Source organism: Streptomyces sp. NPDC004629 (assembly GCF_042873595.1).
Lineage (GTDB): Bacteria > Actinomycetota > Actinomycetes > Streptomycetales > Streptomycetaceae > Streptomyces.
The window spans coordinates 24893-46593 of sequence record NZ_JBIALO010000001.1 but is presented as its reverse complement, the minus strand read 5'-3'; the positions used below and the strand labels follow the sequence as shown (position 1 = coordinate 46593).

Annotated in this window: 33 protein-coding genes; 1 reads left to right on the top strand and 32 read right to left on the bottom strand. The window is 66.7% G+C overall.

Annotation, left to right across the window (positions count from 1 at the left end):
- Positions 1-52: 52 nt before the first annotated feature.
- The 30 genes from rpsK to ACFYTE_RS00140 form a co-directional block, all read right to left on the bottom strand.
- Positions 53-457, bottom strand: coding sequence for a 30S ribosomal protein S11 (rpsK, locus tag ACFYTE_RS00285; protein ID WP_003956432.1), 405 nt, complete (start codon positions 455-457; stop codon positions 53-55).
- A 65-nt stretch (positions 458-522) separates the two neighbouring features.
- Complete coding sequence (rpsM, locus tag ACFYTE_RS00280) at positions 523-903, bottom strand: 30S ribosomal protein S13 (protein ID WP_388702768.1); 381 nt, start codon at positions 901-903, stop codon at positions 523-525.
- Between the two features lie 186 nt (positions 904-1089).
- Positions 1090-1203: a 50S ribosomal protein L36 gene (gene rpmJ / locus ACFYTE_RS00275; RefSeq protein ID WP_003998809.1), complete on the bottom strand. Its 114-nt coding sequence runs from the start codon at positions 1201-1203 to the stop codon at positions 1090-1092.
- A 60-nt stretch (positions 1204-1263) separates the two neighbouring features.
- Positions 1264-1485: a translation initiation factor IF-1 gene (gene infA, locus ACFYTE_RS00270; protein WP_003948620.1), complete on the bottom strand. Its 222-nt coding sequence runs from the start codon at positions 1483-1485 to the stop codon at positions 1264-1266.
- Between the two features lie 151 nt (positions 1486-1636).
- Positions 1637-2473 carry a type I methionyl aminopeptidase gene (gene map, locus ACFYTE_RS00265; protein ID WP_388702766.1) on the bottom strand — a complete coding sequence of 279 codons (837 nt, stop codon included), beginning with the start codon at positions 2471-2473 and terminating at the stop codon, positions 1637-1639.
- A 127-nt stretch (positions 2474-2600) separates the two neighbouring features.
- Positions 2601-3263, bottom strand: coding sequence for an adenylate kinase (locus tag ACFYTE_RS00260; protein ID WP_388702764.1), 663 nt, complete (start codon positions 3261-3263; stop codon positions 2601-2603).
- Positions 3263-4576 carry a preprotein translocase subunit SecY gene (gene secY / locus ACFYTE_RS00255; RefSeq protein ID WP_388702761.1) on the bottom strand — a complete coding sequence of 438 codons (1314 nt, stop codon included), beginning with the start codon at positions 4574-4576 and terminating at the stop codon, positions 3263-3265. Before secY ends, ACFYTE_RS00260 begins: the two co-directional genes overlap by 1 nt.
- 234 nt (positions 4577-4810) lie before the next feature.
- Positions 4811-5266 (bottom strand): 50S ribosomal protein L15, encoded by a 456-nt coding sequence (rplO, locus tag ACFYTE_RS00250; protein ID WP_030745257.1) that lies wholly within the window; start codon positions 5264-5266, stop codon positions 4811-4813.
- Positions 5267-5268: 2 nt separating this feature from the next.
- Entirely contained in the window at positions 5269-5451 is a 183-nt protein-coding gene (gene rpmD / locus ACFYTE_RS00245; protein ID WP_003998814.1) for a 50S ribosomal protein L30, read from the bottom strand.
- Positions 5451-6056, bottom strand: a complete 606-nt coding sequence (rpsE, locus tag ACFYTE_RS00240) for a 30S ribosomal protein S5 (protein ID WP_019753099.1) — start codon at positions 6054-6056, stop codon at positions 5451-5453. Before rpsE ends, rpmD begins: the two co-directional genes overlap by 1 nt.
- A 36-nt stretch (positions 6057-6092) precedes the next feature.
- A complete protein-coding gene (gene rplR / locus ACFYTE_RS00235; RefSeq protein ID WP_388702757.1) occupies positions 6093-6476 on the bottom strand; it encodes a 50S ribosomal protein L18 in 384 nt (127 codons plus the stop codon).
- A gap of 3 nt (positions 6477-6479) precedes the next feature.
- Entirely contained in the window at positions 6480-7019 is a 540-nt protein-coding gene (gene rplF / locus ACFYTE_RS00230) for a 50S ribosomal protein L6 (protein ID WP_388702755.1), read from the bottom strand.
- A gap of 24 nt (positions 7020-7043) precedes the next feature.
- Complete coding sequence (gene rpsH, locus ACFYTE_RS00225) at positions 7044-7442, bottom strand: 30S ribosomal protein S8 (protein WP_351354146.1); 399 nt, start codon at positions 7440-7442, stop codon at positions 7044-7046.
- Positions 7443-7655: 213 nt separating this feature from the next.
- Positions 7656-7841: a type Z 30S ribosomal protein S14 gene (locus tag ACFYTE_RS00220; protein ID WP_003956452.1), complete on the bottom strand. Its 186-nt coding sequence runs from the start codon at positions 7839-7841 to the stop codon at positions 7656-7658.
- Between the two features lie 5 nt (positions 7842-7846).
- Entirely contained in the window at positions 7847-8404 is a 558-nt protein-coding gene (rplE, locus tag ACFYTE_RS00215) for a 50S ribosomal protein L5 (RefSeq protein ID WP_388702751.1), read from the bottom strand.
- Positions 8404-8727, bottom strand: coding sequence for a 50S ribosomal protein L24 (gene rplX, locus ACFYTE_RS00210; RefSeq protein WP_073940530.1), 324 nt, complete (start codon positions 8725-8727; stop codon positions 8404-8406). Before rplX ends, rplE begins: the two co-directional genes overlap by 1 nt.
- Positions 8728-8729: 2 nt before the next feature.
- A complete protein-coding gene (gene rplN / locus ACFYTE_RS00205; protein WP_003998823.1) occupies positions 8730-9098 on the bottom strand; it encodes a 50S ribosomal protein L14 in 369 nt (122 codons plus the stop codon).
- Positions 9099-9206: 108 nt separating this feature from the next.
- Positions 9207-9488 carry a 30S ribosomal protein S17 gene (rpsQ, locus tag ACFYTE_RS00200; protein ID WP_388702747.1) on the bottom strand — a complete coding sequence of 94 codons (282 nt, stop codon included), beginning with the start codon at positions 9486-9488 and terminating at the stop codon, positions 9207-9209.
- Entirely contained in the window at positions 9488-9712 is a 225-nt protein-coding gene (rpmC, locus tag ACFYTE_RS00195) for a 50S ribosomal protein L29 (RefSeq protein WP_121894850.1), read from the bottom strand. Before rpmC ends, rpsQ begins: the two co-directional genes overlap by 1 nt.
- Complete coding sequence (rplP, locus tag ACFYTE_RS00190) at positions 9712-10131, bottom strand: 50S ribosomal protein L16 (protein WP_210922737.1); 420 nt, start codon at positions 10129-10131, stop codon at positions 9712-9714. The genes rpmC and rplP overlap by 1 nt, the downstream gene beginning before the upstream one ends.
- Before the next feature lie 5 nt (positions 10132-10136).
- Entirely contained in the window at positions 10137-10967 is an 831-nt protein-coding gene (gene rpsC / locus ACFYTE_RS00185) for a 30S ribosomal protein S3 (RefSeq protein WP_388702745.1), read from the bottom strand.
- Positions 10967-11314: a 50S ribosomal protein L22 gene (rplV, locus tag ACFYTE_RS00180; RefSeq protein WP_037680403.1), complete on the bottom strand. Its 348-nt coding sequence runs from the start codon at positions 11312-11314 to the stop codon at positions 10967-10969. Before rplV ends, rpsC begins: the two co-directional genes overlap by 1 nt.
- Before the next feature lie 44 nt (positions 11315-11358).
- A complete protein-coding gene (rpsS, locus tag ACFYTE_RS00175) occupies positions 11359-11640 on the bottom strand; it encodes a 30S ribosomal protein S19 (RefSeq protein ID WP_003974263.1) in 282 nt (93 codons plus the stop codon).
- A gap of 12 nt (positions 11641-11652) precedes the next feature.
- Positions 11653-12489, bottom strand: a complete 837-nt coding sequence (gene rplB, locus ACFYTE_RS00170) for a 50S ribosomal protein L2 (protein ID WP_388702743.1) — start codon at positions 12487-12489, stop codon at positions 11653-11655.
- A 53-nt stretch (positions 12490-12542) separates the two neighbouring features.
- On the bottom strand, positions 12543-12962 hold the full coding sequence (gene rplW, locus ACFYTE_RS00165) for a 50S ribosomal protein L23 (protein ID WP_351735969.1): 420 nt from the start codon (positions 12960-12962) through the stop codon (positions 12543-12545).
- A complete protein-coding gene (gene rplD / locus ACFYTE_RS00160; RefSeq protein WP_388702741.1) occupies positions 12962-13630 on the bottom strand; it encodes a 50S ribosomal protein L4 in 669 nt (222 codons plus the stop codon). The genes rplW and rplD overlap by 1 nt, the downstream gene beginning before the upstream one ends.
- A gap of 8 nt (positions 13631-13638) precedes the next feature.
- Positions 13639-14283: a 50S ribosomal protein L3 gene (gene rplC / locus ACFYTE_RS00155; protein ID WP_388702738.1), complete on the bottom strand. Its 645-nt coding sequence runs from the start codon at positions 14281-14283 to the stop codon at positions 13639-13641.
- An 18-nt stretch (positions 14284-14301) separates the two neighbouring features.
- The gene (gene rpsJ / locus ACFYTE_RS00150; protein ID WP_003948644.1) at positions 14302-14610 is read right to left on the bottom strand and encodes a 30S ribosomal protein S10; all 309 of its coding nucleotides are present in this window, start codon (positions 14608-14610) and stop codon (positions 14302-14304) included.
- A gap of 498 nt (positions 14611-15108) precedes the next feature.
- The gene (gene gdhA / locus ACFYTE_RS00145; protein WP_388702735.1) at positions 15109-16467 is read right to left on the bottom strand and encodes an NADP-specific glutamate dehydrogenase; all 1359 of its coding nucleotides are present in this window, start codon (positions 16465-16467) and stop codon (positions 15109-15111) included.
- Between the two features lie 244 nt (positions 16468-16711).
- A complete protein-coding gene (locus ACFYTE_RS00140; RefSeq protein WP_388703961.1) occupies positions 16712-17359 on the bottom strand; it encodes a hypothetical protein in 648 nt (215 codons plus the stop codon).
- 98 nt (positions 17360-17457) lie between these two features.
- Here ACFYTE_RS00140 and ACFYTE_RS00135 point away from each other — a divergent pair, with 98 nt between their 5' ends.
- Positions 17458-17799 (top strand): hypothetical protein, encoded by a 342-nt coding sequence (locus ACFYTE_RS00135; protein ID WP_388702733.1) that lies wholly within the window; start codon positions 17458-17460, stop codon positions 17797-17799.
- Positions 17800-18193: 394 nt separating this feature from the next.
- Here ACFYTE_RS00135 and tuf read toward each other — a convergent pair whose 3' ends face one another.
- Both tuf and fusA read right to left on the bottom strand, forming a co-directional pair.
- Positions 18194-19387 carry an elongation factor Tu gene (tuf, locus tag ACFYTE_RS00130; RefSeq protein ID WP_351735953.1) on the bottom strand — a complete coding sequence of 398 codons (1194 nt, stop codon included), beginning with the start codon at positions 19385-19387 and terminating at the stop codon, positions 18194-18196.
- Between the two features lie 158 nt (positions 19388-19545).
- The gene (fusA, locus tag ACFYTE_RS00125; protein WP_388702730.1) at positions 19546-21672 is read right to left on the bottom strand and encodes an elongation factor G; all 2127 of its coding nucleotides are present in this window, start codon (positions 21670-21672) and stop codon (positions 19546-19548) included.
- Positions 21673-21701 lie beyond the last annotated feature (29 nt).

Below are 21701 nucleotides of genomic sequence, written 5' to 3'. Positions count from 1 at the left end.
ATATGGAGCCGTACCGCCCGGAACCCAGAGCCCAACGAAGGACCGCCGCGGATCAGACCCGGCGGCGCTTCGGCGGACGGCAGCCGTTGTGCGGGGTCGGCGTGACGTCCTGGATGGAGCCGACCTCAAGGCCCGTGGCCTGCAGGGAGCGGATCGCGGTCTCGCGACCGGAACCCGGGCCCTTCACGAACACGTCGACCTTGCGCATGCCGTGCTCCTGCGCGCGGCGGGCGGCCGACTCGGCGGCCATCTGCGCGGCGAACGGCGTGGACTTCCGGGAGCCCTTGAAGCCGACATGGCCGGCGGAGGCCCAGGAGATCACGTTGCCGGACGGGTCCGTGATCGAAACGATCGTGTTGTTGAACGTGCTCTTGATGTGCGCGTGGCCGTGAGCGACGTTCTTCTTTTCCTTGCGGCGCACCTTCTTGGCAGCGCCCTGACGTCCCTTGGGGGGCATCCTCTAACTCCTACGGGAGGTGGTCGGTCCTACAGCGAAGACCGTGGACAGGTGTCCGCTGCGGACTACTTCTTGCCCGGCTTCTTCTTGCCGGCGATGGCGCGACGCGGGCCCTTGCGGGTGCGGGCGTTGGTGCTGGTGCGCTGACCGCGGACGGGCAGACCGCGACGGTGACGGAGACCCTGGTAGCAGCCGATCTCCACCTTGCGGCGGATGTCGGCCTGAATCTCACGACGGAGGTCACCCTCGGTCTTGATGTTGTTGTCGACGTACTCGCGGATCGCGACCAGCTGCTCCTCGCTCAGGTCGCGAACGCGGGTGTTCGGGTCGACGCCGGTCGCTGCCAGCGTCTCCTGCGCGAGCGTCCGGCCGATGCCGAACACGTAGGTGAGGGCGACCTCCACGCGCTTTTCGCGCGGGATGTCAACACCGGAAACGCGTGCCATTCAATGGCTCCAGTTACTTGTCGGAGGTCTTCCACAGGACCGGATCCCAGCCGCCGTACCAGGTACGAACTGGGTCCCCGGCCTCCGAGCCGGGGGTATCGGAACCGAACGGCTCCGGGCCCTGCGTATGAACAATTCAGCTTGCGTCGCGCGAAGTCCTGCGTGATGCAGAGGTGTGGTCCTGTGTCAGCCCTGGCGCTGCTTGTGGCGCGGGTTCTCGCAGATGACCATGACCCGGCCGTGACGGCGGATCACCCTGCACTTGTCGCAGATCTTCTTGACGCTCGGCTTGACCTTCATGGGATGTGAGGTTCTCCGGGTCAGTGCCATCACCCCGGCGAGCCGGGGCGCGGGCAAGATCTACTTGTAGCGGTAGACGATCCGGCCACGCGTCAGGTCGTACGGAGACAGCTCCACCACGACCCGGTCGTCAGGGAGGATGCGGATGTAGTGCATACGCATCTTGCCGCTGATGTGTGCCAGGACCTGGTGGCCGTTCTGGAGCTCGACCTTGAACATGGCGTTCGGAAGAGACTCGACGACAGTGCCCTCGATCTCGATGGCACCTTGCTTCTTGGCCACGCTTCGCCCTTCGAATCGACTACCTTGATCGACTCCCTCGCGTCCCTTGCGGGCACATGTGGACATGCGGATGCACGAGAGCCGACGAGTCAGTCTACGTCAGCGCCCCCGGAAAGACGAATCGCGGAAGTCTGCCCCACACCGGAGATCGTTAACCGAGCGGGTCGGGGGCGGCCGTGATGCCGTGCTCCGCCAGCTTGGCCCGGCCGCCGTCCGGGGCGGTCAGCACCAGCGGCCCCTGCTCGGTGAGCGCGACGGAGTGCTCCCAGTGGGAGGACCAGGTGCCGTCGGTGGTGATCACCGTCCAGTCGTCCTGGAGCACCTCGGTCTTCGCGGTGCCGAGGGAGACCATCGGCTCGATGGCCAGGCAGAAGCCGGGGACCAGCTTGGGGCCCTTGCCGCGCTTGCGGTCGACGTAGTTCAGCAGGTGCGGGTCCATGTGCATCTCGGTGCCGATGCCGTGGCCGCCGTAGTCCTCGATGATCCCGTAGCGGCCGCCGCCGGGCTTGGGCTGGCGGCGGATGTAGGTCTCGATGGCCCGGGAGACGTCGACGAGCCGGTTGCCCTGCCGCATCGCCGCGATCCCGGCCCACATCGACTCCTCGGTCACCCGGGACAGCTCGACCAGCTCCGGGGCGTGACCGGAGCCCACGAAGGCCGTGTAGGCGGCGTCGCCGTGCCAGCCGTCCACGATCGCGCCGCAGTCGATGGAGATGATGTCGCCGTCCTTGAGGACGACCTCGTCCGAGGGGATGCCATGGACGACGACCTCGTTGACCGAGGTGCAGATGGTGGCGGGGAAGCCGCCGTACCCGAGGAAGTTCGGCGTGGCGTTGTGCTCGGCGAGCACCTTGCGCGCCACCTCGTCCAGGTCCTTGGTGCTGGCGCCGGGCACGGCGGCCTCCCGGGTGGCCGCGTGGATGGCGGCGACGACCAGCCCCGCCGCACGCATCCTGGCGATCTGCTCGGGGGTCTTGATCTGCACCATGGGGGCCTGCGCTCTCCGTCACTCGCGACAACCGGTTACTGCACAACACTACGGCCGCGGCGCCCTGGGGGTCCGCCCGGAGCAGGTCCGGGGGGAGGGCACCGCGGCCGGGAACGGCCCGAGGGGGCTACTTGGCGCCCTCGTCCCGCTTGAGCGCTTCCAGCGCCCGGTGGGTGATCTCGTCCACCGGGCCCAGGGCGGAGATCGTCACGACCAGGCCCTGCGCCTTGTAGTAGTCGATGATCGGCTCGGTCTGCGTGTGGTAGACCTCCAGCCGCTTGCGGACGGTGCCCTCCGAGTCGTCGTCACGCTGGTACAGCTCGCCGCCGCAGACGTCGCAGACGCCTTCCTTCTTCGGCGGGCTGTAGGTGACGTGGAAGACGTGCTCCGACTTGTTGCGGCAGGTACGCCGGCCGGCGATCCGCTTGACCACCTCGTCCTCGGGGACTTCGAGGTCGAGTACCGCGTCCAGCGTGACGCTCTCGTTCTCCAGCAGTTCGTCCAGCGCCTCGGCCTGGGAGACGTTCCGCGGGAAGCCGTCGAGCAGGAAGCCGTCCTCGGCGTCCTGCTGCTCCATGCGGTCCTTGGCCATCGCGATGGTGACCTCGTCGGGGACGAGGTTGCCGGCGTCCATGTAGGACTTCGCGAGTTTCCCCAGCTCCGTCTGCTGGCTGATGTTGGCCCGGAACAGGTCGCCCGTGGAGATGTGCGGGATGCGCAGTTCTTCGGAAAGACGCACGGCCTGCGTTCCCTTACCGGCACCCGGCGGCCCGACGAGGACGATTCGCATCAGCGGAGGAACCCTTCGTAATTGCGCTGCTGGAGCTGGCTCTCGATCTGCTTCACCGTTTCGAGACCGACACCCACGATGATCAGGATGCTGGTGCCACCGAAGGGGAAGTTCTGGCTTGCCCCGAAGCCAACCAACGCCATCGTCGGTACGAGAGCGATCAGGCCCAGATACAGCGAACCCGGCCAGGTGATCCGGTTGAGTACGTACGACAGGTACTCAGCGGTCGGTCGGCCAGCCCGGATGCCCGGGATGAAGCCACCATACTTCTTCATGTTGTCGGCGACTTCTTCGGGGTTGAAGGAGATCGCCACGTAGAAGAACGCGAAGAAAACGATCAGCAAGAAGTAGAGGGTGATGTAGATCGGGTGGTCGCCCTTGGTGAGGTTCGCGGTGACCCACTGTTTCCAGCCGGAGTTGCCGCCGGCGAACTGGGCGATCAGGGCCGGGATGTAGAGCAGCGAGGACGCGAAGATGACGGGGATCACACCCGCCTGGTTGACCTTCAGCGGAATGTACGTGGACGTACCGCCGTAGGAGCGACGGCCGATCATGCGCTTCGCGTACTGCACGGGGATGCGGCGCTGGGCCTGCTCGACGAAGACGACGAGCGCGACCATGATCAGGCCGACCGCGATGACGGTGCCGAACTCGATCCAGCCGTCGGCGAGGGTGCCCTGCTTCTTGATCGCCCACAGCGCGGACGGGAAGGTCGCGGCGATCGAGATGAACATCAGGATCGACATGCCGTTGCCGATGCCGCGGTCGGTGACCAGCTCGCCCAGCCACATGACGACGGCCGTACCCGCGGTCATGCAGATGACCATCGTGATGGTGGTGAAGATCGCCTGGTCGGGGACGATGCTCGACGCGACGGTGCAGCCCGAGAAGAGGGCGCCGCTGCGGGCGGTGGCCACCAGGCCGGTGCCCTGGAGGATGGCGAGCGCCACCGTCAGGTAACGGGTGTACTGGGTGATCTTCGCCGTACCGGCCTGGCCCTCCTTCTTCAGGGCTTCCAGGCGCGGGATGACCACGGTCAGCAGCTGCAGGATGATGCTCGCCGTGATGTACGGCATGATGCCGAGGGCGAAGACGGTGATCTGCAGCAGCGCGCCGCCGCTGAACATGTTGACGAGACCGAAGAGTCCCTGGTTGCCGGATGCCTCGTTCACGCACTGCTGGACGGCTTGGTAGTTGACGCCGGGGATCGGGATGTGGGTACCGACCCGGTAGACCACGATGATGCCCAGCGTGAAGAGCAGCTTCTTGCGCAGGTCGGGCGTCTTGAACGCCCGGGCGAACGCGGTGAGCACGGTGCCTCCTGCGACCCCCGCGCAACTGCGTCAAGGGTGACGGTCTTGAGGTTCGACGAATACGTAACGGTCAACTGCCGATCAGAGTGCCCCATCTGAAGCACCCAATGAAAGTGGGCAGTGCAGGCAACCTTACCGGCGACACCGCCCCCCTTGGAACGACCAACCGGGGATACCCCTTTTGTGGAGCATCCCCGGTCGGGATCGTTCAGGTCATCGAGACGTCCGAATGGGTCAGACGAGTTCGGTGACGGTGCCGCCGGCGGCGGTGATCTTCTCCTTGGCGGAGCCGGAGACGGCGTCGACCGTCACCTGGAGCGCCACGGAGACCTCACCCTGCCCGAGCACCTTGACGAGGCTGTTCTTGCGAACGGCGCCCTTGGCCACCAGGCCCTCGACCGTGACCTCGCCACCCTCGGGGTAGAGCGCGGCCAGCTTGTCGAGGTTCACGACCTGGTACTCGGTCTTGAACGGGTTCTTGAAGCCCTTCAGCTTCGGGAGGCGCATGTGCAGCGGCATCTGGCCGCCCTCGAAGCGCTCCGGAACCTGGTAGCGGGCCTTGGTGCCCTTGGTACCACGACCGGCCGTCTTACCCTTCGACGCCTCACCACGACCGACGCGGGTCTTGGCGGTCTTGGCGCCCGGGGCGGGACGGAGGTTGTGGATCTTGAGCGGGTTCTGCTCCGCCATGATCAGTCGACCTCCTCGACCGTCACGAGGTGGCGGACGGTGTGCACCATGCCGCGGAACTCGGGACGGTCCTCCTTGACGACCACGGTGTTGATCCCCTTGAGACCAAGCGACCGCAGGGTGTCACGGTGGTTCTGCTTGCTGCCGATGTAGGACTTGACCTGCGTGATCTTCAGCTGCGCCATCACGCACCCGCCCCGGCACGCGCACGCAGCAGGGCCGCGGGGGCCACGTCCTCCAGGGGCAGACCGCGGCGGGCCGCGATCTCCTCGGGACGCTGCAGGCCCTTCAGGGCCTCCACGGTCGCGTGCACGATGTTGATCGCGTTGTCGGAGCCGAGCGACTTCGACAGCACGTCGTGGATGCCGGCGCACTCCAGGACGGCACGCACGGGACCACCGGCGATCACACCGGTACCCGGCGAGGCCGGCTTGAGGAGCACGACACCGGCGGCCTTCTCACCCTGGATGGGGTGCGGGATGGTGCCCTGGATCCGGGGGACCTTGAAGAAGTGCTTCTTGGCCTCCTCGACACCCTTGGCGATGGCGGCCGGCACCTCCTTGGCCTTGCCGTATCCGACACCTACGGTGCCGTCACCGTCGCCCACCACGACCAGCGCGGTGAAGCTGAAGCGACGACCACCCTTCACAACCTTGGCGACGCGGTTGATCGCGACGACACGCTCGACGTACGCGGTCTTCTCGGCGGCAGCAGCGCCGCCGTCACGGCCCTTCCGGTCCCGCCGCTCGCCGCCACCGGCACCGCTTCCGCGGCGCTGGGGTCCAGCCATTGGATTACCTCTCTCTTTCCGCTAGCTACAAGCGGCTCAGAACTTGAGCCCGGCTTCGCGGGCGGCGTCCGCCAGGGCGGCGATGCGCCCGGCGTACTGGTTGCCACCACGGTCGAACACGACGGCCTCGACACCGGCGGCCCTGGCACGCTCGGCGACGAGCGCGCCGACCTGCTTGGCCTGCGCGGACTTGTCGCCCTCGGCACCACGGATCGACGCGTCCAGGGTGGACGCCGACGCCAGGGTGTGGCCCTTGAGGTCGTCGATCACCTGCGCCACGATGTGACGGTTGGAGCGGGTCACGACCAGACGGGGGCGCTCCGCCGTACCCGAGATCCGCTTGCGGATCCGGATGTGACGGCGCTTGATCGCGGCGCGCTTGTAGGCGTCGCCCTTGAGGATCTTCTGCCCGTATGCCATGGCTTACTTACCCGCCTTTCCGACCTTGCGGCGGATGACTTCGCCCTCGTACTTGACGCCCTTGGCCTTGTACGGGTCCGGCTTGCGCAGCTTGCGGATGTTGGCCGCGACCTCGCCGACCTTCTGCTTGTCGATGCCCTCGACCGAGAAACGGGTCGGGGCCTCCACCTTGAAGGTGATGCCCTCGGGGGCCTCGACCAGGATCGGGTGGCTGTAGCCGAGGGCGAACTCCAGGTTCGAACCCTTGGCGGTCACGCGGTAACCGACACCGCTGATTTCGAGCTTCTTCACGTAACCCTGGGTCACGCCGGTGATCATGTTCGCCACCAGCGTGCGGGACAGGCCGTGCAGGGCCTTGTTCTGACGCTCGTCGTTCGGGCGGGTCACCTGCAGGGTGCCGTCCTCGCCCTTGGCGACCTCGATCGGCGCCGCGACGGTGTGGGTCAGCGAGCCCTTGGGGCCCTTGACCGAGACCGTACGGCCGTCGATGGTGACGTCCACGCCGGCGGGAACCGCGATGGGGAGCTTGCCGATGCGCGACATAGCTGTTTCCTCCGTTCCCTTCTGCTACCAGACGTAGGCGAGGACTTCCCCACCCACGCCCTTCTTGCCGGCCTGCTTGTCGGTGAGGAGCCCGTGCGACGTGGAGATGATCGCCACGCCGAGGCCGCCGAGCACCTTCGGCAGGTTGGTGGACTTCGCGTACACCCGGAGACCGGGCTTGGAGATCCGCTTGATGCCCGCGATTGAGCGCTCACGGTTGGGGCCGAACTTCAGCTCCAGGACGAGGGACTTGCCGACCTCGGCGTCCTCGACCTTCCAGCCCGTGATGAAGCCCTCCTGCTGGAGGATCTCCGCGATGTGCGACTTGATCTTCGAGTGCGGCATCGCCACGGAGTCGTGGTACGCCGAGTTCGCGTTCCGCAGACGCGTCAGCATGTCTGCGATCGGATCAGTCATGGTCATGAATTGGCCTGTGGCCTTTCTCGCCGGGGTTTCCTATATGCACCATCCCTCTCCCCGTACTACGAGACGGGACGGGTGCGGCGCGGGGACCTACGGCGTAGTAAGTGATCCAGGGCGGCGAAGGCCCAACCCTCCAAGCCTAAGCCATGAAGGGGGTGGGACTTCGCCGACCCAGTTGCTTACCGAGAGGTCCAGGAATCCCTAAAGGGGGGATTACCAGGAGCTCTTGGTCACGCCCGGCAGCTCGCCGCGGTGAGCCATCTCACGAAGGCACACGCGGCACAGGCCGAACTTGCGGTAGACGGAGTGCGGACGGCCGCAGCGCTGGCAGCGGGTGTACGCGCGCACACCGAACTTGGGCTTGCGAGCAGCCTTGGCAATCAGAGCCTTCTTCGCCATCTCGCTCACGCCTCCTTGAACGGGAAGCCGAGGTGACGAAGGAGCGCGCGGCCCTCAGCGTCGTTGGTCGCCGTGGTGACCACGGTGATGTCCATACCCCGGACGCGGTCGATCTTGTCCTGGTCGATCTCGTGGAACATGACCTGCTCGGTGAGACCGAAGGTGTAGTTGCCACGGCCGTCGAACTGCTTGGGGGACAGACCGCGGAAGTCGCGGATGCGCGGCAGCGCGAGCGACAGGGTGCGGTCGAGGAACTCCCACATGCGGTCGCCACGGAGCGTGACGTGGGCGCCGATCGGCTGGCCCTCGCGCAGCTTGAACTGCGCGATGGACTTGCGGGCCTTGGTGACGGCCGGCTTCTGCCCGGTGATCGTGGTGAGGTCGCGGATGGCGCCCTCGATCAGCTTGGAGTCGCGGGCGGCGTCGCCCACACCCATGTTGACCACGATCTTGACGAGGCCCGGGATCTGCATGACGTTCTCGTACTTGAACTCGTCACGCAGCTTCGGGGCGATCTCGTCGCGGTACTTCGTCTTCAGACGCGGAGTGGTGGTGGTAGCCATCAGATGTCCTCACCCGTCCGCTTGGCAACGCGGATCTTGTTGCCCTCGTCGTCGAAGCGGTAGCCGACACGCGTGACGACCTTCTTGCCGTCCTTCTCCACGACCAACTGGACGTTGGAGACGTGGATCGGCGCCTCGGTGGTCACGATGCCGCCGGCCTGGGAACCACGCGCCGTCGGACCGGCCTTGGTGTGCTTCTTGACCCGGTTGACACCCTCGACCAGGACGCGGTCCTCGCGCGGGTAAGCGGCGATGACCTTGCCCTGCTTGCCCTTGTCCTTGCCGGTGATGACCTGTACCAGGTCGCCCTTCTTGATCTTCATGCTTACAGCACCTCCGGCGCGAGCGAGATGATCTTCATGAACTTCTTCTCGCGCAGCTCACGGCCGACCGGGCCGAAGATGCGGGTGCCGCGAGGGTCGCCGTCGTTCTTCAGAATGACGGCGGCGTTCTCGTCGAAGCGGATGTACGAGCCGTCCGGACGGCGACGCTCCTTGACGGTGCGAACGATGACCGCCTTGACGACGTCACCCTTCTTCACGTTGCCACCGGGGATCGCGTCCTTGACGGTGGCGACGATGACGTCACCGATGCCCGCGTAGCGGCGACCGGAGCCACCGAGCACACGGATGCAAAGGATTTCCTTCGCGCCCGTGTTGTCGGCGACACGCAGCCGCGACTCCTGCTGGATCACGTCTATCTCCTGTTTGTCTGCCGGTTCCCGGCGAGAAGCGTGCATTGCGCACGCTTCTCGCCGAGCCTGGCGGAACTGACCTGCGAGGCAACTGCCCCGCAGGAATTACTACTTGGCCTTTTCGAGGATCTCGACGATGCGCCAGTGCTTGGTGGCGGACAGCTTCCGGGTCTCCATCAGGAGGACGCGGTCGCCGATGCCGGCAGCGTTCTGCTCGTCGTGCGCCTTGAGCTTGTTGGTACGGCGGATGACCTTGCCGTACAGCGCGTGCTTCACACGGTCCTCGACGGCGACGACGACGGTCTTGTCCATCTTGTCGCTGACGACCAGACCCTCACGGGTCTTGCGGGCGTTGCGCTCGGTCTTTGCAGTCACGTTGTTCTCGCTCATCAGGCGCTCTCCACCGTTTCGATGCCCAGCTCACGCTCGCGCATCAGGGTGTAGATCCGCGCGATGTCCTTGCGGACCGCCTTGAGACGGCCATGGTTCTCAAGCTGACCCGTCGCCGCCTGGAAGCGGAGATTGAACAGCTCTTCCTTGGCCTCGCGGAGCTTGTCCAGCAGCTCCTCGTTGCCCAGCTCGCGCAGCTCGGACGCCTTGGTACCGGCCGACATCACGCTTCACCTGCCTCGCGCTTGACGATCCGGCACTTCATCGGCAGCTTGTGGGCCGCACGGGTCAGCGCCTCACGGGCGATCTTCTCGTTGGGGTACGACAGCTCGAACATCACGCGTCCGGGCTTGACGTTGGCGACCCACCACTCCGGAGAACCCTTACCGGAACCCATGCGGGTCTCGGCCGGCTTCTTCGTCAGCGGACGGTCCGGGTAGATGTTGATCCAGACCTTGCCGCCACGCTTGATGTGACGGGTCATGGCGATACGAGCCGCCTCGATCTGGCGGTTCGTGACGTACGCCGGGGTCAGCGCCTGGATGCCGTACTCGCCGAACGCAACCTGCGTGCCGCCCTTGGCAGCGCCGCTGCGCTTCGGGTGGTGCTGCTTGCGGTGCTTGACCCTACGGGGGATCAGCATGTCGGTCAGGCCTCCGTTCCGGTGCTCTCAGCCGGAGCGGCTGCGGGGACCGCCGAGGACTCCGCCTTGGGGGCCTCGGCGCCGGCAGCCTGCTGCGGCTTACGACCGCGCCGCTCGCCACCGCGGCCACCACGGGCCGGGCGGTCGGCACCGCCACGCGCCGGGCGGTTGCCCGCACGGGCGGCGGCGTTCTCGGCGCGGACCTCGGCGATGTTCTTGACGTCGCCCTTGTAGATCCAGACCTTCACACCGATACGGCCGAAGGTCGTCTTGGCCTCGAAGAAGCCGTAGTCCACGTTCGCCCGGAGCGTGTGCAGGGGCACACGGCCCTCGCGGTAGAACTCCGAGCGGGACATCTCGGCGCCGCCGAGGCGGCCACCGCACTGGATCTTGATGCCCTTGGCGCCCGCCTTCATCGCCGACTGCATGCTCTTGCGCATGGCGCGGCGGAAGGAGACACGGGAGGACAGCTGCTCGGCGACGGCCTGGGCCACCAGCTGAGCGTCCGTCTCCGGGTTCTTGACCTCAAGGATGTTCAGCTGGACCTGCTTGCCGGTCAGCTTCTCCAGGTCACCGCGGATACGGTCGGCCTCGGCACCGCGGCGGCCGATGACGATGCCCGGACGCGCGGTGTGGATGTCGACGCGGACGCGGTCACGGGTGCGCTCGATCTCCACCTTGGAGATGCCGGCGCGCTCCATGCCGGACGTCATCATCCGACGGATGGCGACGTCTTCCTTGACGTAGTCCTTGTAGAGCTTGTCGGCGTACCAGCGCGACTTGAAGTCGGTGGTGACACCGAGCCGGAACCCGTGCGGGTTTACCTTCTGGCCCATTACCGGGTTCCTTCCTTGCTGCTGACGACCACGGTGATGTGGCTGGTCCGCTTGCGGATCCGGTAGGCACGGCCCTGGGCACGCGGACGGAACCGCTTCAGGGTCGGGCCCTCGTCGACGTACGCCTCGGAAATGAAGAGGCTGTCGGCGTCGGTGTGGTCGTAGTTGTGCGCGGCGTTGGCGATGGCGCTGTCGAGCACCTTGCCCACCGGAACCGAGGCTGCCTGCGGAGCGAATCGCAGAACAGCCTGGGCCTCCGTGGCGTCCAAGCCACGGATGAGGTCCACCACACGGCGGGCCTTCATGGGCGTGACGCGGATGTACCGCGCCTGGGCCCTGGCTTCCATGGTTGTCCCTTCAGAGTTACTTACTTGTCTGTTGCGATCCGCGCCTAGCGGCGCTTCGACTTGCGGTCATCCTTGACGTGGCCCCGGAAGGTGCGGGTCGGCGAGAACTCGCCGAGCTTGTGGCCGACCATCGACTCGGTGACGAACACCGGGATGTGGGTCTTGCCGTTGTGCACCGCGATGGTGTGGCCCAGCATGGCCGGGACGATCATCGAGCGGCGGGACCAGGTCTTGATGACGTTCTTGGTGCCGGCTTCGTTCTGCGTGTCCACCTTCTTGATCAGGTGGTCGTCGACGAAGGGCCCCTTCTTCAGGCTACGAGGCATCTCAACCCGTCCTTAGCGCTTCTTGTTCGTCTTGCGGCGGCGGACGATGTACTTGTTCGACGCCTTCTTGGGCGAACGAGTACGGCCTTCCTTCTTGCCCCACGGGGACACGGGGTGACGACCACCGGAGGTCCGGCCCTCACCACCACCGTGCGGGTGGTCGACCGGGTTCATGACCACACCACGGACGGTCGGGCGGACGCCCAGCCACCGCTTACGGCCGGCCTTGCCCCAGTTGATGTTGCTCTGCTCGGCGTTGCCGACCTCGCCGACCGTGGCGCGGCAGCGCTGGTCGACCAGGCGGATCTCACCGGACGGCATGCGCAGGTGGGCCATGGTGCCCTCCTTCGCGAGCAGCTGCACGGAAGCACCGGCCGAGCGGGCGAACTTGGCGCCGCCGCCCGGACGCAGCTCGATGGCGTGCAGCGTCGTACCGACCGGGATGTTGCGCAGAGCGAGGTTGTTGCCCGGCTTGATGTCGGCCCCGGGACCGTTCTCGACGCGGTCGCCCTGCGACAGGCCACGCGGCGCGAGGATGTAGCGCTTCTCGCCGTCCGCGTAGTGCAGCAGCGCGATGCGCGCGGTGCGGTTGGGGTCGTACTCGATGTGCGCGACCTTCGCCGGCACGCCGTCCTTGTCGTGACGACGGAAGTCGATCACACGGAAGGCGCGCTTGTGGCCGCCGCCCTGGTGGCGGACGGTCACACGACCGGAATTGTTACGGCCGCCCTTGCTGTGCAGGGGACGGACCAGCGACTTCTCCGGCGTGGACCGCGTGACCTCGACGAAGTCGGCGACGCTGGCGCCACGACGGCCAGGAGTCGTCGGCTTGTACTTGCGGATACCCATTGTCTCTCAGTCCTCGGAAGCTATTTCCGAAATCTGGACGTTCCGGACCGCCGTCAGGCGGTCGGACCGCCGAAGATGTCGATACGGTCGCCCTCGGCGAGGGTCACGATCGCGCGCTTGGTCGCGGCACGCTGGCCGAAGCCCGTGCGGGTCCGCTTGCGCTTGCCCTGGCGATTGATCGTGTTGACCCCGGTGACCTTGACCGAGAAGACCGCCTGGACGGCCTCCTTGATCTGGGTCTTGTTGGCACGCGGGTCGACGACGAAGGTGTACTTGTTCTCGTCGAGGAGCGCGTAGCTCTTCTCGGACACGACCGGCTTGAGCAGGACGTCACGGGGGTCCGTGTAGGCCTTGCTCGCCGGGGTGACGACGGTGTTCTTGCCCTCGGTGGCGTGGCGCTTCGCCTTGGCGACGCGCGCGGCCTTGGCGGCCTTGGCGGCCTTCGAGGCGATGGAGGGGTGACGCGTAGCCATCAGGCCTCGCTCCCTTCGGTGTCGTTGGCCTTGTTCGGGCCGGCGACGAAGGACTCGAAAGCGGCCTGGGTGAAGACCACGTCGTCCGACACGAGAACGTCGTACGTGTTCAGCTGGCCCGGCTCCAGGATGTGGACCTGGGGCAGGTTGCGGGCGGACAGCCACGCGGCCTCGTCGGCGCGGTCGACGACCAGGAGCAGGTTCTTGCGCTCGCTGATCTTGCCGAACAGGCTCTTGGCGGCCTTCGTGCTGGGGGTCTCGCCCTCGACCACGCCGGAGACGACGTGGATGCGGTTGTGGCGGGCCCGGTCGGTGAGGGCGTGGCGCAGCGCCGCGGCCTTCATCTTCTTCGGGGTCCGCTGCGAGTAGTCGCGCGGCTGCGGGCCGTGCACGACGCCACCGCCGGCGAACTGCGGCGCGCGGGTCGAGCCCTGGCGGGCGCGGCCGGTGCCCTTCTGGCGGTACGGCTTCCTGCCGCCACCACGGACTTCACCGCGGGTCTTGGTCTTGTGCGTGCCCTGGCGGGCGGCGGCCAGCTGCGCGACGACGACCTGGTGGATCAGCGGAATGCTGACCTTCTCCACGCCGAAGATCTCCGCGGGGAGCTCGACGGAACCGGCCTTCTCGCCCGCCGGCGAAAGGATCTCGATGTTGATCGGAGTGCTCATCGGTTACCTCAGGCCCCCTTGGCCGCGGTGCGGACCAGGACGAGGCCGCCGTTCGGACCGGGGACAGCGCCCTTGATGAGCAGCAGACCCTTCTCCGCGTCAACGGCGTGGACGGTCAGGTTCTGGGTGGTGACCCGCTCGTTGCCCATGCGGCCCGCCATGCGCAGGCCCTTGAACACACGACCCGGGGTGGCGCAGCCACCGATGGAGCCGGGAGAGCGGTGCTTGCGCTGGGTGCCGTGTCCGGCGCCGAGGCCACGGAAGTTGTGGCGCTTCATGACACCGGCGAAGCCCTTGCCCTTGCTCTTGCCGGTGACGTCGACCTTGACGCCGGCCTCGAACACCTCGGCGGTGACTTCCTGGCCCAGCGTGTACTCGGAGGCGTCCGACGTGCGGATCTCGACGAGGTGACGACGGGGGGTGACGTCGGCCTTGGCGAAGTGACCCTTGAGGGGCTTGTTCACCTTGCGCGGGTCGATCTCGCCGAAGGCGATCTGGACGGACTCGTAGCCGTCGACGTCATTCGTACGAACCTGGGTGACGACGTTCGGGCCGGCCTTGACGACGGTGACCGGAACAACGCGGTTGTTCTCGTCCCACACCTGCGTCATGCCGAGCTTCTCGCCCAGGATGCCCTTGATCTGCTTGGTCATCTCTCAGATCACCGCGCCTCAGAGCTTGATCTCGATGTCGACACCGGCCGGGAGGTCGAGTCGCATCAGAGAGTCAACGGTCTTGGGGGTCGGGTCGAGGATGTCGATCAGGCGCTTGTGCGTGCGCATCTCGAAGTGCTCGCGCGAGTCCTTGTACTTGTGCGGCGACTTGATGACGCAGTACACGTTCTTCTCAGTGGGCAGCGGCACCGGGCCCGCGACCGACGCACCCGTGCGGGTCACCGTCTCGACGATCTTCTTCGCCGAGGAGTCGATGACCTCGTGGTCGTAGGCCTTGAGCCGAATGCGGATCTTCTGTCCCGCCATGGCTACTCAGTAGTCCTGTCTCTTCTCACGCTCTGGAACCCGGTGTTCCTTCGTTCCCTTCGCCTTCTCCGACCCACGCGGTCGGGCGTGTCGCTCTCCCGCTGACACAGATGCCCCTTGTTCGAACATCCCTGCGGGGAATGCGCACGGCCCTTCCGGAACCGCAGACCGGGGACGGAAGGCCCACCGGGTGCCTGGCCGGTGCCGCGCTGACACTTCCCGGAAGATTCCCGTACGTCCAACCCACATGGGGTTGACGAGTACTGTGGGACTCGCTTCCGGTCCTCCCGGCGGGAGGCGCGCAGCATCAACACTCGACCGAGCAACTCGGACAGTCTGCCATAGGGGGCGGGGGGCTGGCCAATCGAGCGCAAGACAGTACCCGGAGGGCGAGGCGGGTCAAACCTGGTCCGGAAGGCCGGGCGCGAGAACCCGTGCGGGGCGGCGGTCGCCCGGCCGCCTGTGGGGGCGGCTCGGGCGGGCATCGTGGCGGCCGGGTCAGATGACGCCCTGCGCCAGCATCGCGTCGGCGACCCTCTCGAAGCCGGCGATGTTCGCGCCGGTCACGTAGTCACCGGGGAGGCCGTAGCGTTCGGCGGTCTCATGACAGGTGGTGTGGATGTCCCGCATGATGCGGGCCAGTTCCTCCTCGACACGGGCGGCCGTCCACGCCGTGCGCGACGCGTTCTGTGCCATCTCCAGGGCGCTGACCGCGACCCCGCCCGCGTTGGCCGCCTTGCCGGGGCCGAAGGCCACCCCCGCGCGCTGGAGCAGCTGCACGGCCTCGGGTGTCGTCGGCATGTTCGCGCCCTCCGACACCGCCTTCACCCCGTTGCGGACGAGGGTGGCCGCGTCGTTCTCGTTCAGCTCGTTCTGCGTCGCCGACGGCAGCGCGACATCGGCCGGGACCTCCCAGACCCGTCCGCCGGGCACAAACCGCGCGGACGCGCCCCGGCGCTCGGCGTAGGTACTGATCCGGCCGCGTTCGACCTCCTTGATCTGCTTGAGCAGATCCAGGTCGATGCCCTTGTCGTCGACCACGTACCCGCTGGAGTCCGAGCAGGTCAGCGGGTTCGCACCGAGGGCGAGGAGCTTCTCTATGGTGTAGATCGCGACGTTTCCGGAGCCGGAGACGACCGCCGACAGGCCCTCCAGGTCCCCGCCCCGTTCGCGCAGCATCTCCGCCGCGAACAGCACGTTCCCGTACCCGGTCGCCTCCGGCCGGATCAGGGACCCGCCCCAATGCGGGCCCTTGCCGGTGAGGACGCCGGACTCCCAGCGGTTGGTGATCCGCCGGTACTGGCCGAACAGGTAACCGATCTCACGGCTGCCTACGCCGATGTCACCCGCCGGAACGTCGGTGTGCTCACCGATGTGCCGGTGCAACTCCGTCATGAACGACTGGCAGAACCGCATGACCTCCGTGTCGCTGCGGCCCTGCGGGTCGAAGTCGCTGCCGCCCTTGCCGCCGCCGATGCCGAGCCCGGTGAGCGCGTTCTTGAAGATCTGCTCGAAACCGAGGAACTTCACGATGCCGAGGTTCACCGTCGGGTGGAAGCGCAGGCCCCCCTTGTACGGGCCGAGCGCGCTGTTGAACTCGACGCGGAAACCGCGATTGACGTGGACCCGGCCGTGATCGTCCTGCCACGGCACCCGGAAGATGATCTGCCGTTCCGGCTCGCACAGCCGCTCGACGAGTCCCGGCTCCGCGTACTCCGGACGGGCCGCGAGCACCGGCGCGAGCGTCTCCAGCACCTCGCGGACGGCCTGGTGGAACTCGGATTGGGCCGGGTTGCGGTGTTCGATCTCGGTCCGCAGGATGTCGAGTGAGGACGACGATGAGGGCAAGGTCGGCAAGGACGGCAAGGTCGGCGAGATTCTCGCTTCGGATCGGGTCGTCACGTGGTTCCCTTCCGGGCACGGCTGCTACCGGTACGCACCGGTGATGAGCGCTCGGCGCCGTTGCCGCGCGCAGGACTGGGACCGCCCCGGGGTGGACATCCAGGGGCGGCCGGCACCTCAGTGTTACCTCTGTGTAAACGCGAAGGCCAGTCTTCCTGCGGCGACTGTCCGCGATCTGAGACCCGCGCCGTCGAGCGGCTCAGTCCGCGAAGCGGAACGTCGAGGTGATCGCGTCGAAGATGTCGAAGAACGAGTCGGCCAGGTCGAGGACCTGGCTGCTGCCGGCGACGAGGGCCACCTTGCCCTCCTGCCCGGGGACCGGAATGTACGTCTGCATCAGCACGGCCCGTACGGTGCGGTTGAGGCTGTCGCCCGGGACGGGGATGTCCTCGATGCCGTGGGTGCGGGCGGCCGGGCCGACTCCGGGTATGTCGACGGTCGTCACCTTGCGCCAGGAGTCGCCGGGCTTCCTCGCTTCCTTGACGGCGAGTTGGGAGGCGATCGTGGCGGGGTCGTTGGGCAGGGGCGCGCCCTCGCTGGTACGTCCGCCGACGAGGGAGACGGTGACGGAGCCGGTGATCGGGATGTCACCGCCGAAGCTCTCGGCCATGCAGCCGCAGTACAGCGCGCCGGACTTCCAGGCGTCGGACGCGGCCTTCTGGAGGAAGCCGGTGTACGTGTCGCGGTACGGGGCCAGCTCCGGGTGCTGCTCGACCCGCTCGTTCACCATGCGCCGGATCGAGTCGTCACGCGACTCCGGGCGTACGTCGAACTCCCACCACGACTCCGGCACCTTGATGCGGAAGCCGCCGCGCTCGACGGTGAGCGTTTCCATGTAGCGGGCCATGGCTGTCGTGTCCCCCGTTTCGTCGATCAGTTGTCCAGGCAGCATGCTGTTGTACGGTGCGGCCCAGCCTACGAGAACCGAGAACGGGGGACGGACGCATGGGCAAGGGCAAGAGTGACCTCTCGCTCCCGCTGACCGAGTTGGAGGACTACGGTCGGCGTCTGCGCTCGATCAAGACCCGCCTGAACCACACCAAGAAGCTCTTCGAGTCCTACAAGGACGACATCGGCGACGGCAAGGTCAACGACGCCCTCGACGACTTCGAGTCGAACTGGGAGGACGGGCGCGAGGACATCACGCAGCAACTGGACGCCCTCGCCGACATGTCCGACACGGTGGTACGCGAGTTCAAGAAGCTCGACGACGAATTGGCGAAGAAGGTCAACGACGCGGTGAAGACCCAGGACACACGAGACCCGCGCCGGCCGGGGGCGCAATAGCGGCTGCCCGCCGAGGCGGTCAGCGGATCCGGCGGCTTCCCAGCGGCCCGAGGTACGACGGAGGTACGCCTCCGGCAGACGCCCCGTTCCGATCATCAGCCGGGCCGCGTCCTCCCCCGCACCGGCAGGTGTCGCGTGGCCGCCCGGTTCACGTCGTCCGACGTGCCCCCGGATGCCGTCCGGGGGCCGCCGAGTCATCGGTCGGCGCGTGCGGAGCGGTGGCCTCGGATGCCTCGATCCGCTGGAAGCCGGCCCATGTGCCGTCCGTCACCGAGGAGTTGAAGCGGTCGGTGAGGGAGAGGTCCCGTCTCGGCCCCGGCCGCCCCGAACGCCGAGAGGCCCGTACGACCGGAGTCGTACGGGCCTCTCAAAGACCTACCGGGTCAGCCCGAGATCACTTGTTGATCTTGGTGACCTGGCCGGCGCCCACCGTCCGGCCACCCTCACGGATGGCGAACTTCAGGCCCTCTTCCATGGCGATGGGCTGGATGAGCTCCACCTTCATCTCGGTGTTGTCACCCGGCATGACCATCTCGGTGCCCTCGGGGAGGGTCACGACGCCGGTCACGTCCGTCGTACGGAAGTAGAACTGCGGACGGTAGTTGTTGAAGAACGGCGTGTGGCGGCCACCCTCGTCCTTGGAGAGGATGTAGGCCTGCGCCTCGAACTCGGTGTGCGGGGTGACCGAGCCCGGCTTGATGATGACCTGGCCGCGCTCGACGTCCTCGCGCTTGATGCCGCGGAGGAGCAGACCGACGTTCTCACCGGCCTGGCCCTCGTCAAGCAGCTTGCGGAACATCTCGATGCCGGTGACCGTGGTGGTGGTCTTCTCGGTCTTGATGCCGATGATGTCGACGGTCTCGTTGACCTTGAGGACACCACGCTCGATACGGCCGGTGACGACCGTACCGCGACCGGTGATGGTGAAGACGTCCTCGATCGGCATCAGGAACGGCTTGTCGATGTCGCGCTCCGGCTCCGGGATCGCGCTGTCGACGGCGTCCATCAGGTCCAGGACCGACTGGCCCCACTCCTTGTCGCCCTCAAGGGCCTTGAGCGCCGAGACCTTGACGACCGGAACGTCGTCGCCCGGGAACTCGTACTCGGAGAGGAGCTCACGGACCTCAAGCTCGACGAGCTCAAGGATCTCCTCGTCGTCCACCATGTCGGCCTTGTTCAGGGCGACGACGATGTACGGAACGCCGACCTGACGGGCCAGGAGCACGTGCTCCTTGGTCTGCGGCATCGGGCCGTCGGTGGCGGCGACCACCAGGATGGCGCCGTCCATCTGCGCGGCACCGGTGATCATGTTCTTGATGTAGTCCGCGTGACCCGGGCAGTCGACGTGGGCGTAGTGGCGCGCCTCCGTCTGGTACTCGACGTGCGCGATGGAGATGGTGATACCGCGCTGACGCTCCTCAGGAGCCTTGTCGATCTGGTCGAAGGCCGAGGCCTCGTTCAGGTCCGGGTACTTGTCGTGCAGCACCTTGGTAATGGCGGCCGTGAGGGTCGTCTTACCGTGGTCGATGTGACCGATGGTGCCGATGTTGACGTGCGGCTTAGTCCGCTCGAACTTCGCCTTCGCCACTGGGGTCCTCCTGTGGAGTGGTTCTGTACGCCTTACTTCATCGGCGCCAGGTGATCTTTGCTGTAAAGGCCCGGAACCCGGGGGCATTACGTCCGCGTTCGCGGGGGAATGCCCCTGGAGGCTCCGGAGTCAAGCCTACGGCGTGTGAACGGGGTGCGTTACTCGCCCTTGGCCTTCGCGATGATCTCCTCGGCGACGTTCCGCGGAACCTCGGCGTAGGAGTCGAACTGCATCGAGTAGCTTGCGCGACCCGACGTCTTGCTGCGGAGGTCGCCGACGTAGCCGAACATCTCCGACAGGGGCACGAGGCCCTTGACGACGCGGGCACCGGCCCGCTCCTCCATGGCCTGGATCTGACCACGGCGGGAGTTGATGTCGCCGATGACCTCACCCATGTAGTCCTCGGGCGTGGTGACCTCGACGGCCATCATCGGTTCGAGCAGTACGGGGCTGGCCTTGCGCGCGGCCTCCTTGAAGGCCTGCGAGCCGGCGATCTTGAACGCGAGTTCGGAGGAGTCGACCTCGTGGTAGGCACCGTCGAGCAGGGTGACCCGGACACCGGTCATCTCGTAGCCCGCCAGGATGCCGAACTGCATGGCCTCCTGCGCACCGGCGTCTACCGAAGGGATGTACTCCTTCGGGATACGGCCACCGGTCACCTTGTTCACGAACTCGTACGAGGCGTCGCCGCCCTCGATCGGCTCGATCGCGATGATGACGCGGGCGAACTGGCCCGTACCACCCGTCTGCTTCTTGTGGGTGTACTCGACCTTCTCGACGGCCTTGCGGATGGTCTCGCGGTACGCGACCTGCGGCTTGCCGACGTTGGCCTCGACCTTGAACTCACGGCGCATGCGGTCGACCAGCACCTCCAGGTGCAGCTCGCCCATGCCGCCGATGATGGTCTGGCCGGTCTCCTCGTCCGAGTGGACCTGGAAGGACGGGTCCTCCTCGGCCAGGCGCTGGATCGCGACGCCCAGCTTCTCCTGGTCGCCCTTCGACTTGGGCTCGATGGCGACCTGGATGACCGGCGCCGGGAAGTCCATGGACTCCAGGATCACCGGGTTCTTCTCGTCGCTCAGCGTCTCACCGGTGGTGGTCTGCTTCAGGCCCATGACGGCGACGATGTCGCCGGCGCCCACCGACTCGATCTCCTCACGCTTGTTGGCGTGCATGCGGTAGATCTTGCCGATGCGCTCCTTGCGGCCCTTGACGGAGTTGAGCACGGCGGTGCCGGACACCAGGCGGCCGGAGTACACCCGGACGAAGGTGAGCTTGCCCAGGTGCGGGTCGCTCATGATCTTGAACGCCAGCGCGGACAGCGGCTCGTCCTCGGACGGCTTGCGCTTGATGACGACCTCGGGGTCCTTGACGTCGTGGCCCTCGATGGCCTCCACGTCCAGGGGCGAGGGGAGGTAGCGCACGACCGCGTCGAGCAGGGGCTGGACGCCCTTGTTCTTGAACGCGGTACCGCAGAACACCGGGGTGACGGTGGTGCCGGAGCCCTTGCCGGACGCGATGGTGATACGACGGATGGCCGCGTACAGCTGCTCCTCGGTGGGCTCCTCGCCCTCCAGGTACAGCTCCATCAGCTCTTCGTCGTTCTCGGCGACGGCCTCAAGCAGCTTGCCGCGCCACTCGTCGGCGGCCTCGGTGTGGGTGGCCGGGATGTCGACGGTGTCGTACATCTCGCCCTTGGTGGCCTCGGCGGACCACACCAGGGCCTTCATCTTCACCAGGTCGACGACGCCCTTGAAGTCCGCCTCGGCACCGATCGGCAGCTGCATGACCAGCGGCTGGGCGCCCAGTCGGTCGGAGATCATGTCGACACAGCGGTGGAACTCGGCACCGGTGCGGTCGAGCTTGTTGACGAAGCAGATGCGCGGAACGCCGTAGCGGTCCGCCTGACGCCACACCGTCTCGGACTGCGGCTCAACGCCGGCGACGCCGTCGAACACCGTCACGGCACCGTCGAGGACGCGCAGGGAGCGCTCCACCTCGACCGTGAAGTCGACGTGGCCCGGGGTGTCGATGATGTTGATGGTGTGGTCGACGTCTTCCAGCGCCCAGTGACAGGTGGTGGCAGCAGAGGTGATCGTGATGCCACGCTCCTGCTCCTGCTCCATCCAGTCCATGGTGGCAGCGCCGTCATGGACCTCACCGATCTTGTACGAAACACCGGTGTAGAACAGGATCCGCTCGGTGGTCGTCGTCTTGCCCGCGTCGATGTGGGCCATGATCCCGATGTTGCGGACCTTGGCCAGGTCAAGTGAAGTGGTAGCCATAAGGCTTCAGTCTTCTCTCGGTCTCGATG

What these genes read in the sequence shown, in the direction of transcription:
- ACFYTE_RS00140 (WP_388703961.1), bottom strand. Translation starts at nt 17,359, where the DNA reads ATGGCCCGCTACATGGAAACGCTCACCGTCGAGCGCGGCGGCTTCCGC.
- rpsJ (WP_003948644.1), bottom strand. Translation starts at nt 14,610, where the DNA reads ATGGCGGGACAGAAGATCCGCATTCGGCTCAAGGCCTACGACCACGAG.
- rpsH (WP_351354146.1), bottom strand. Translation starts at nt 7,442, where the DNA reads ATGACCATGACTGATCCGATCGCAGACATGCTGACGCGTCTGCGGAAC.
- fusA (WP_388702730.1), bottom strand. Translation starts at nt 21,672, where the DNA reads ATGGCTACCACTTCACTTGACCTGGCCAAGGTCCGCAACATCGGGATC.
- rplB (WP_388702743.1), bottom strand. Translation starts at nt 12,489, where the DNA reads ATGGGTATCCGCAAGTACAAGCCGACGACTCCTGGCCGTCGTGGCGCC.
- rplO (WP_030745257.1), bottom strand. Translation starts at nt 5,266, where the DNA reads ATGGCGGAGCAGAACCCGCTCAAGATCCACAACCTCCGTCCCGCCCCG.
- ACFYTE_RS00220 (WP_003956452.1), bottom strand. Translation starts at nt 7,841, where the DNA reads ATGGCGAAGAAGGCTCTGATTGCCAAGGCTGCTCGCAAGCCCAAGTTC.
- rplV (WP_037680403.1), bottom strand. Translation starts at nt 11,314, where the DNA reads ATGGAAGCCAGGGCCCAGGCGCGGTACATCCGCGTCACGCCCATGAAG.
- rpsS (WP_003974263.1), bottom strand. Translation starts at nt 11,640, where the DNA reads ATGCCTCGTAGCCTGAAGAAGGGGCCCTTCGTCGACGACCACCTGATC.
- ACFYTE_RS00135 (WP_388702733.1), top strand. Translation starts at nt 17,458, where the DNA reads ATGGGCAAGGGCAAGAGTGACCTCTCGCTCCCGCTGACCGAGTTGGAG.
- rplP (WP_210922737.1), bottom strand. Translation starts at nt 10,131, where the DNA reads ATGCTGATCCCCCGTAGGGTCAAGCACCGCAAGCAGCACCACCCGAAG.
- rpmD (WP_003998814.1), bottom strand. Translation starts at nt 5,451, where the DNA reads ATGGCGCAGCTGAAGATCACGCAGGTCAAGTCCTACATCGGCAGCAAG.
- ACFYTE_RS00260 (WP_388702764.1), bottom strand. Translation starts at nt 3,263, where the DNA reads ATGCGAATCGTCCTCGTCGGGCCGCCGGGTGCCGGTAAGGGAACGCAG.
- rplX (WP_073940530.1), bottom strand. Translation starts at nt 8,727, where the DNA reads ATGAAGATCAAGAAGGGCGACCTGGTACAGGTCATCACCGGCAAGGAC.
- rplC (WP_388702738.1), bottom strand. Translation starts at nt 14,283, where the DNA reads ATGACCAAGCAGATCAAGGGCATCCTGGGCGAGAAGCTCGGCATGACG.
- rpsQ (WP_388702747.1), bottom strand. Translation starts at nt 9,488, where the DNA reads ATGAGCGAGAACAACGTGACTGCAAAGACCGAGCGCAACGCCCGCAAG.
- map (WP_388702766.1), bottom strand. Translation starts at nt 2,473, where the DNA reads ATGGTGCAGATCAAGACCCCCGAGCAGATCGCCAGGATGCGTGCGGCG.
- rplR (WP_388702757.1), bottom strand. Translation starts at nt 6,476, where the DNA reads ATGGCATACGGGCAGAAGATCCTCAAGGGCGACGCCTACAAGCGCGCC.
- rpsE (WP_019753099.1), bottom strand. Translation starts at nt 6,056, where the DNA reads ATGGCTGGACCCCAGCGCCGCGGAAGCGGTGCCGGTGGCGGCGAGCGG.
- rpmJ (WP_003998809.1), bottom strand. Translation starts at nt 1,203, where the DNA reads ATGAAGGTCAAGCCGAGCGTCAAGAAGATCTGCGACAAGTGCAGGGTG.
- rpsC (WP_388702745.1), bottom strand. Translation starts at nt 10,967, where the DNA reads ATGGGCCAGAAGGTAAACCCGCACGGGTTCCGGCTCGGTGTCACCACC.
- rpsK (WP_003956432.1), bottom strand. Translation starts at nt 457, where the DNA reads ATGCCCCCCAAGGGACGTCAGGGCGCTGCCAAGAAGGTGCGCCGCAAG.
- rplE (WP_388702751.1), bottom strand. Translation starts at nt 8,404, where the DNA reads ATGGCTACCACCACCACTCCGCGTCTGAAGACGAAGTACCGCGACGAG.
- rpsM (WP_388702768.1), bottom strand. Translation starts at nt 903, where the DNA reads ATGGCACGCGTTTCCGGTGTTGACATCCCGCGCGAAAAGCGCGTGGAG.
- rplW (WP_351735969.1), bottom strand. Translation starts at nt 12,962, where the DNA reads ATGGCTACGCGTCACCCCTCCATCGCCTCGAAGGCCGCCAAGGCCGCC.
- rplF (WP_388702755.1), bottom strand. Translation starts at nt 7,019, where the DNA reads ATGTCGCGCATCGGCAAGCTCCCCATCGCGGTTCCCGCCGGCGTGGAC.
- rplD (WP_388702741.1), bottom strand. Translation starts at nt 13,630, where the DNA reads ATGAGCACTCCGATCAACATCGAGATCCTTTCGCCGGCGGGCGAGAAG.
- rpmC (WP_121894850.1), bottom strand. Translation starts at nt 9,712, where the DNA reads ATGTCGGCCGGTACCAAGGCGTCCGAGCTGCGCGAGCTGGGCAACGAG.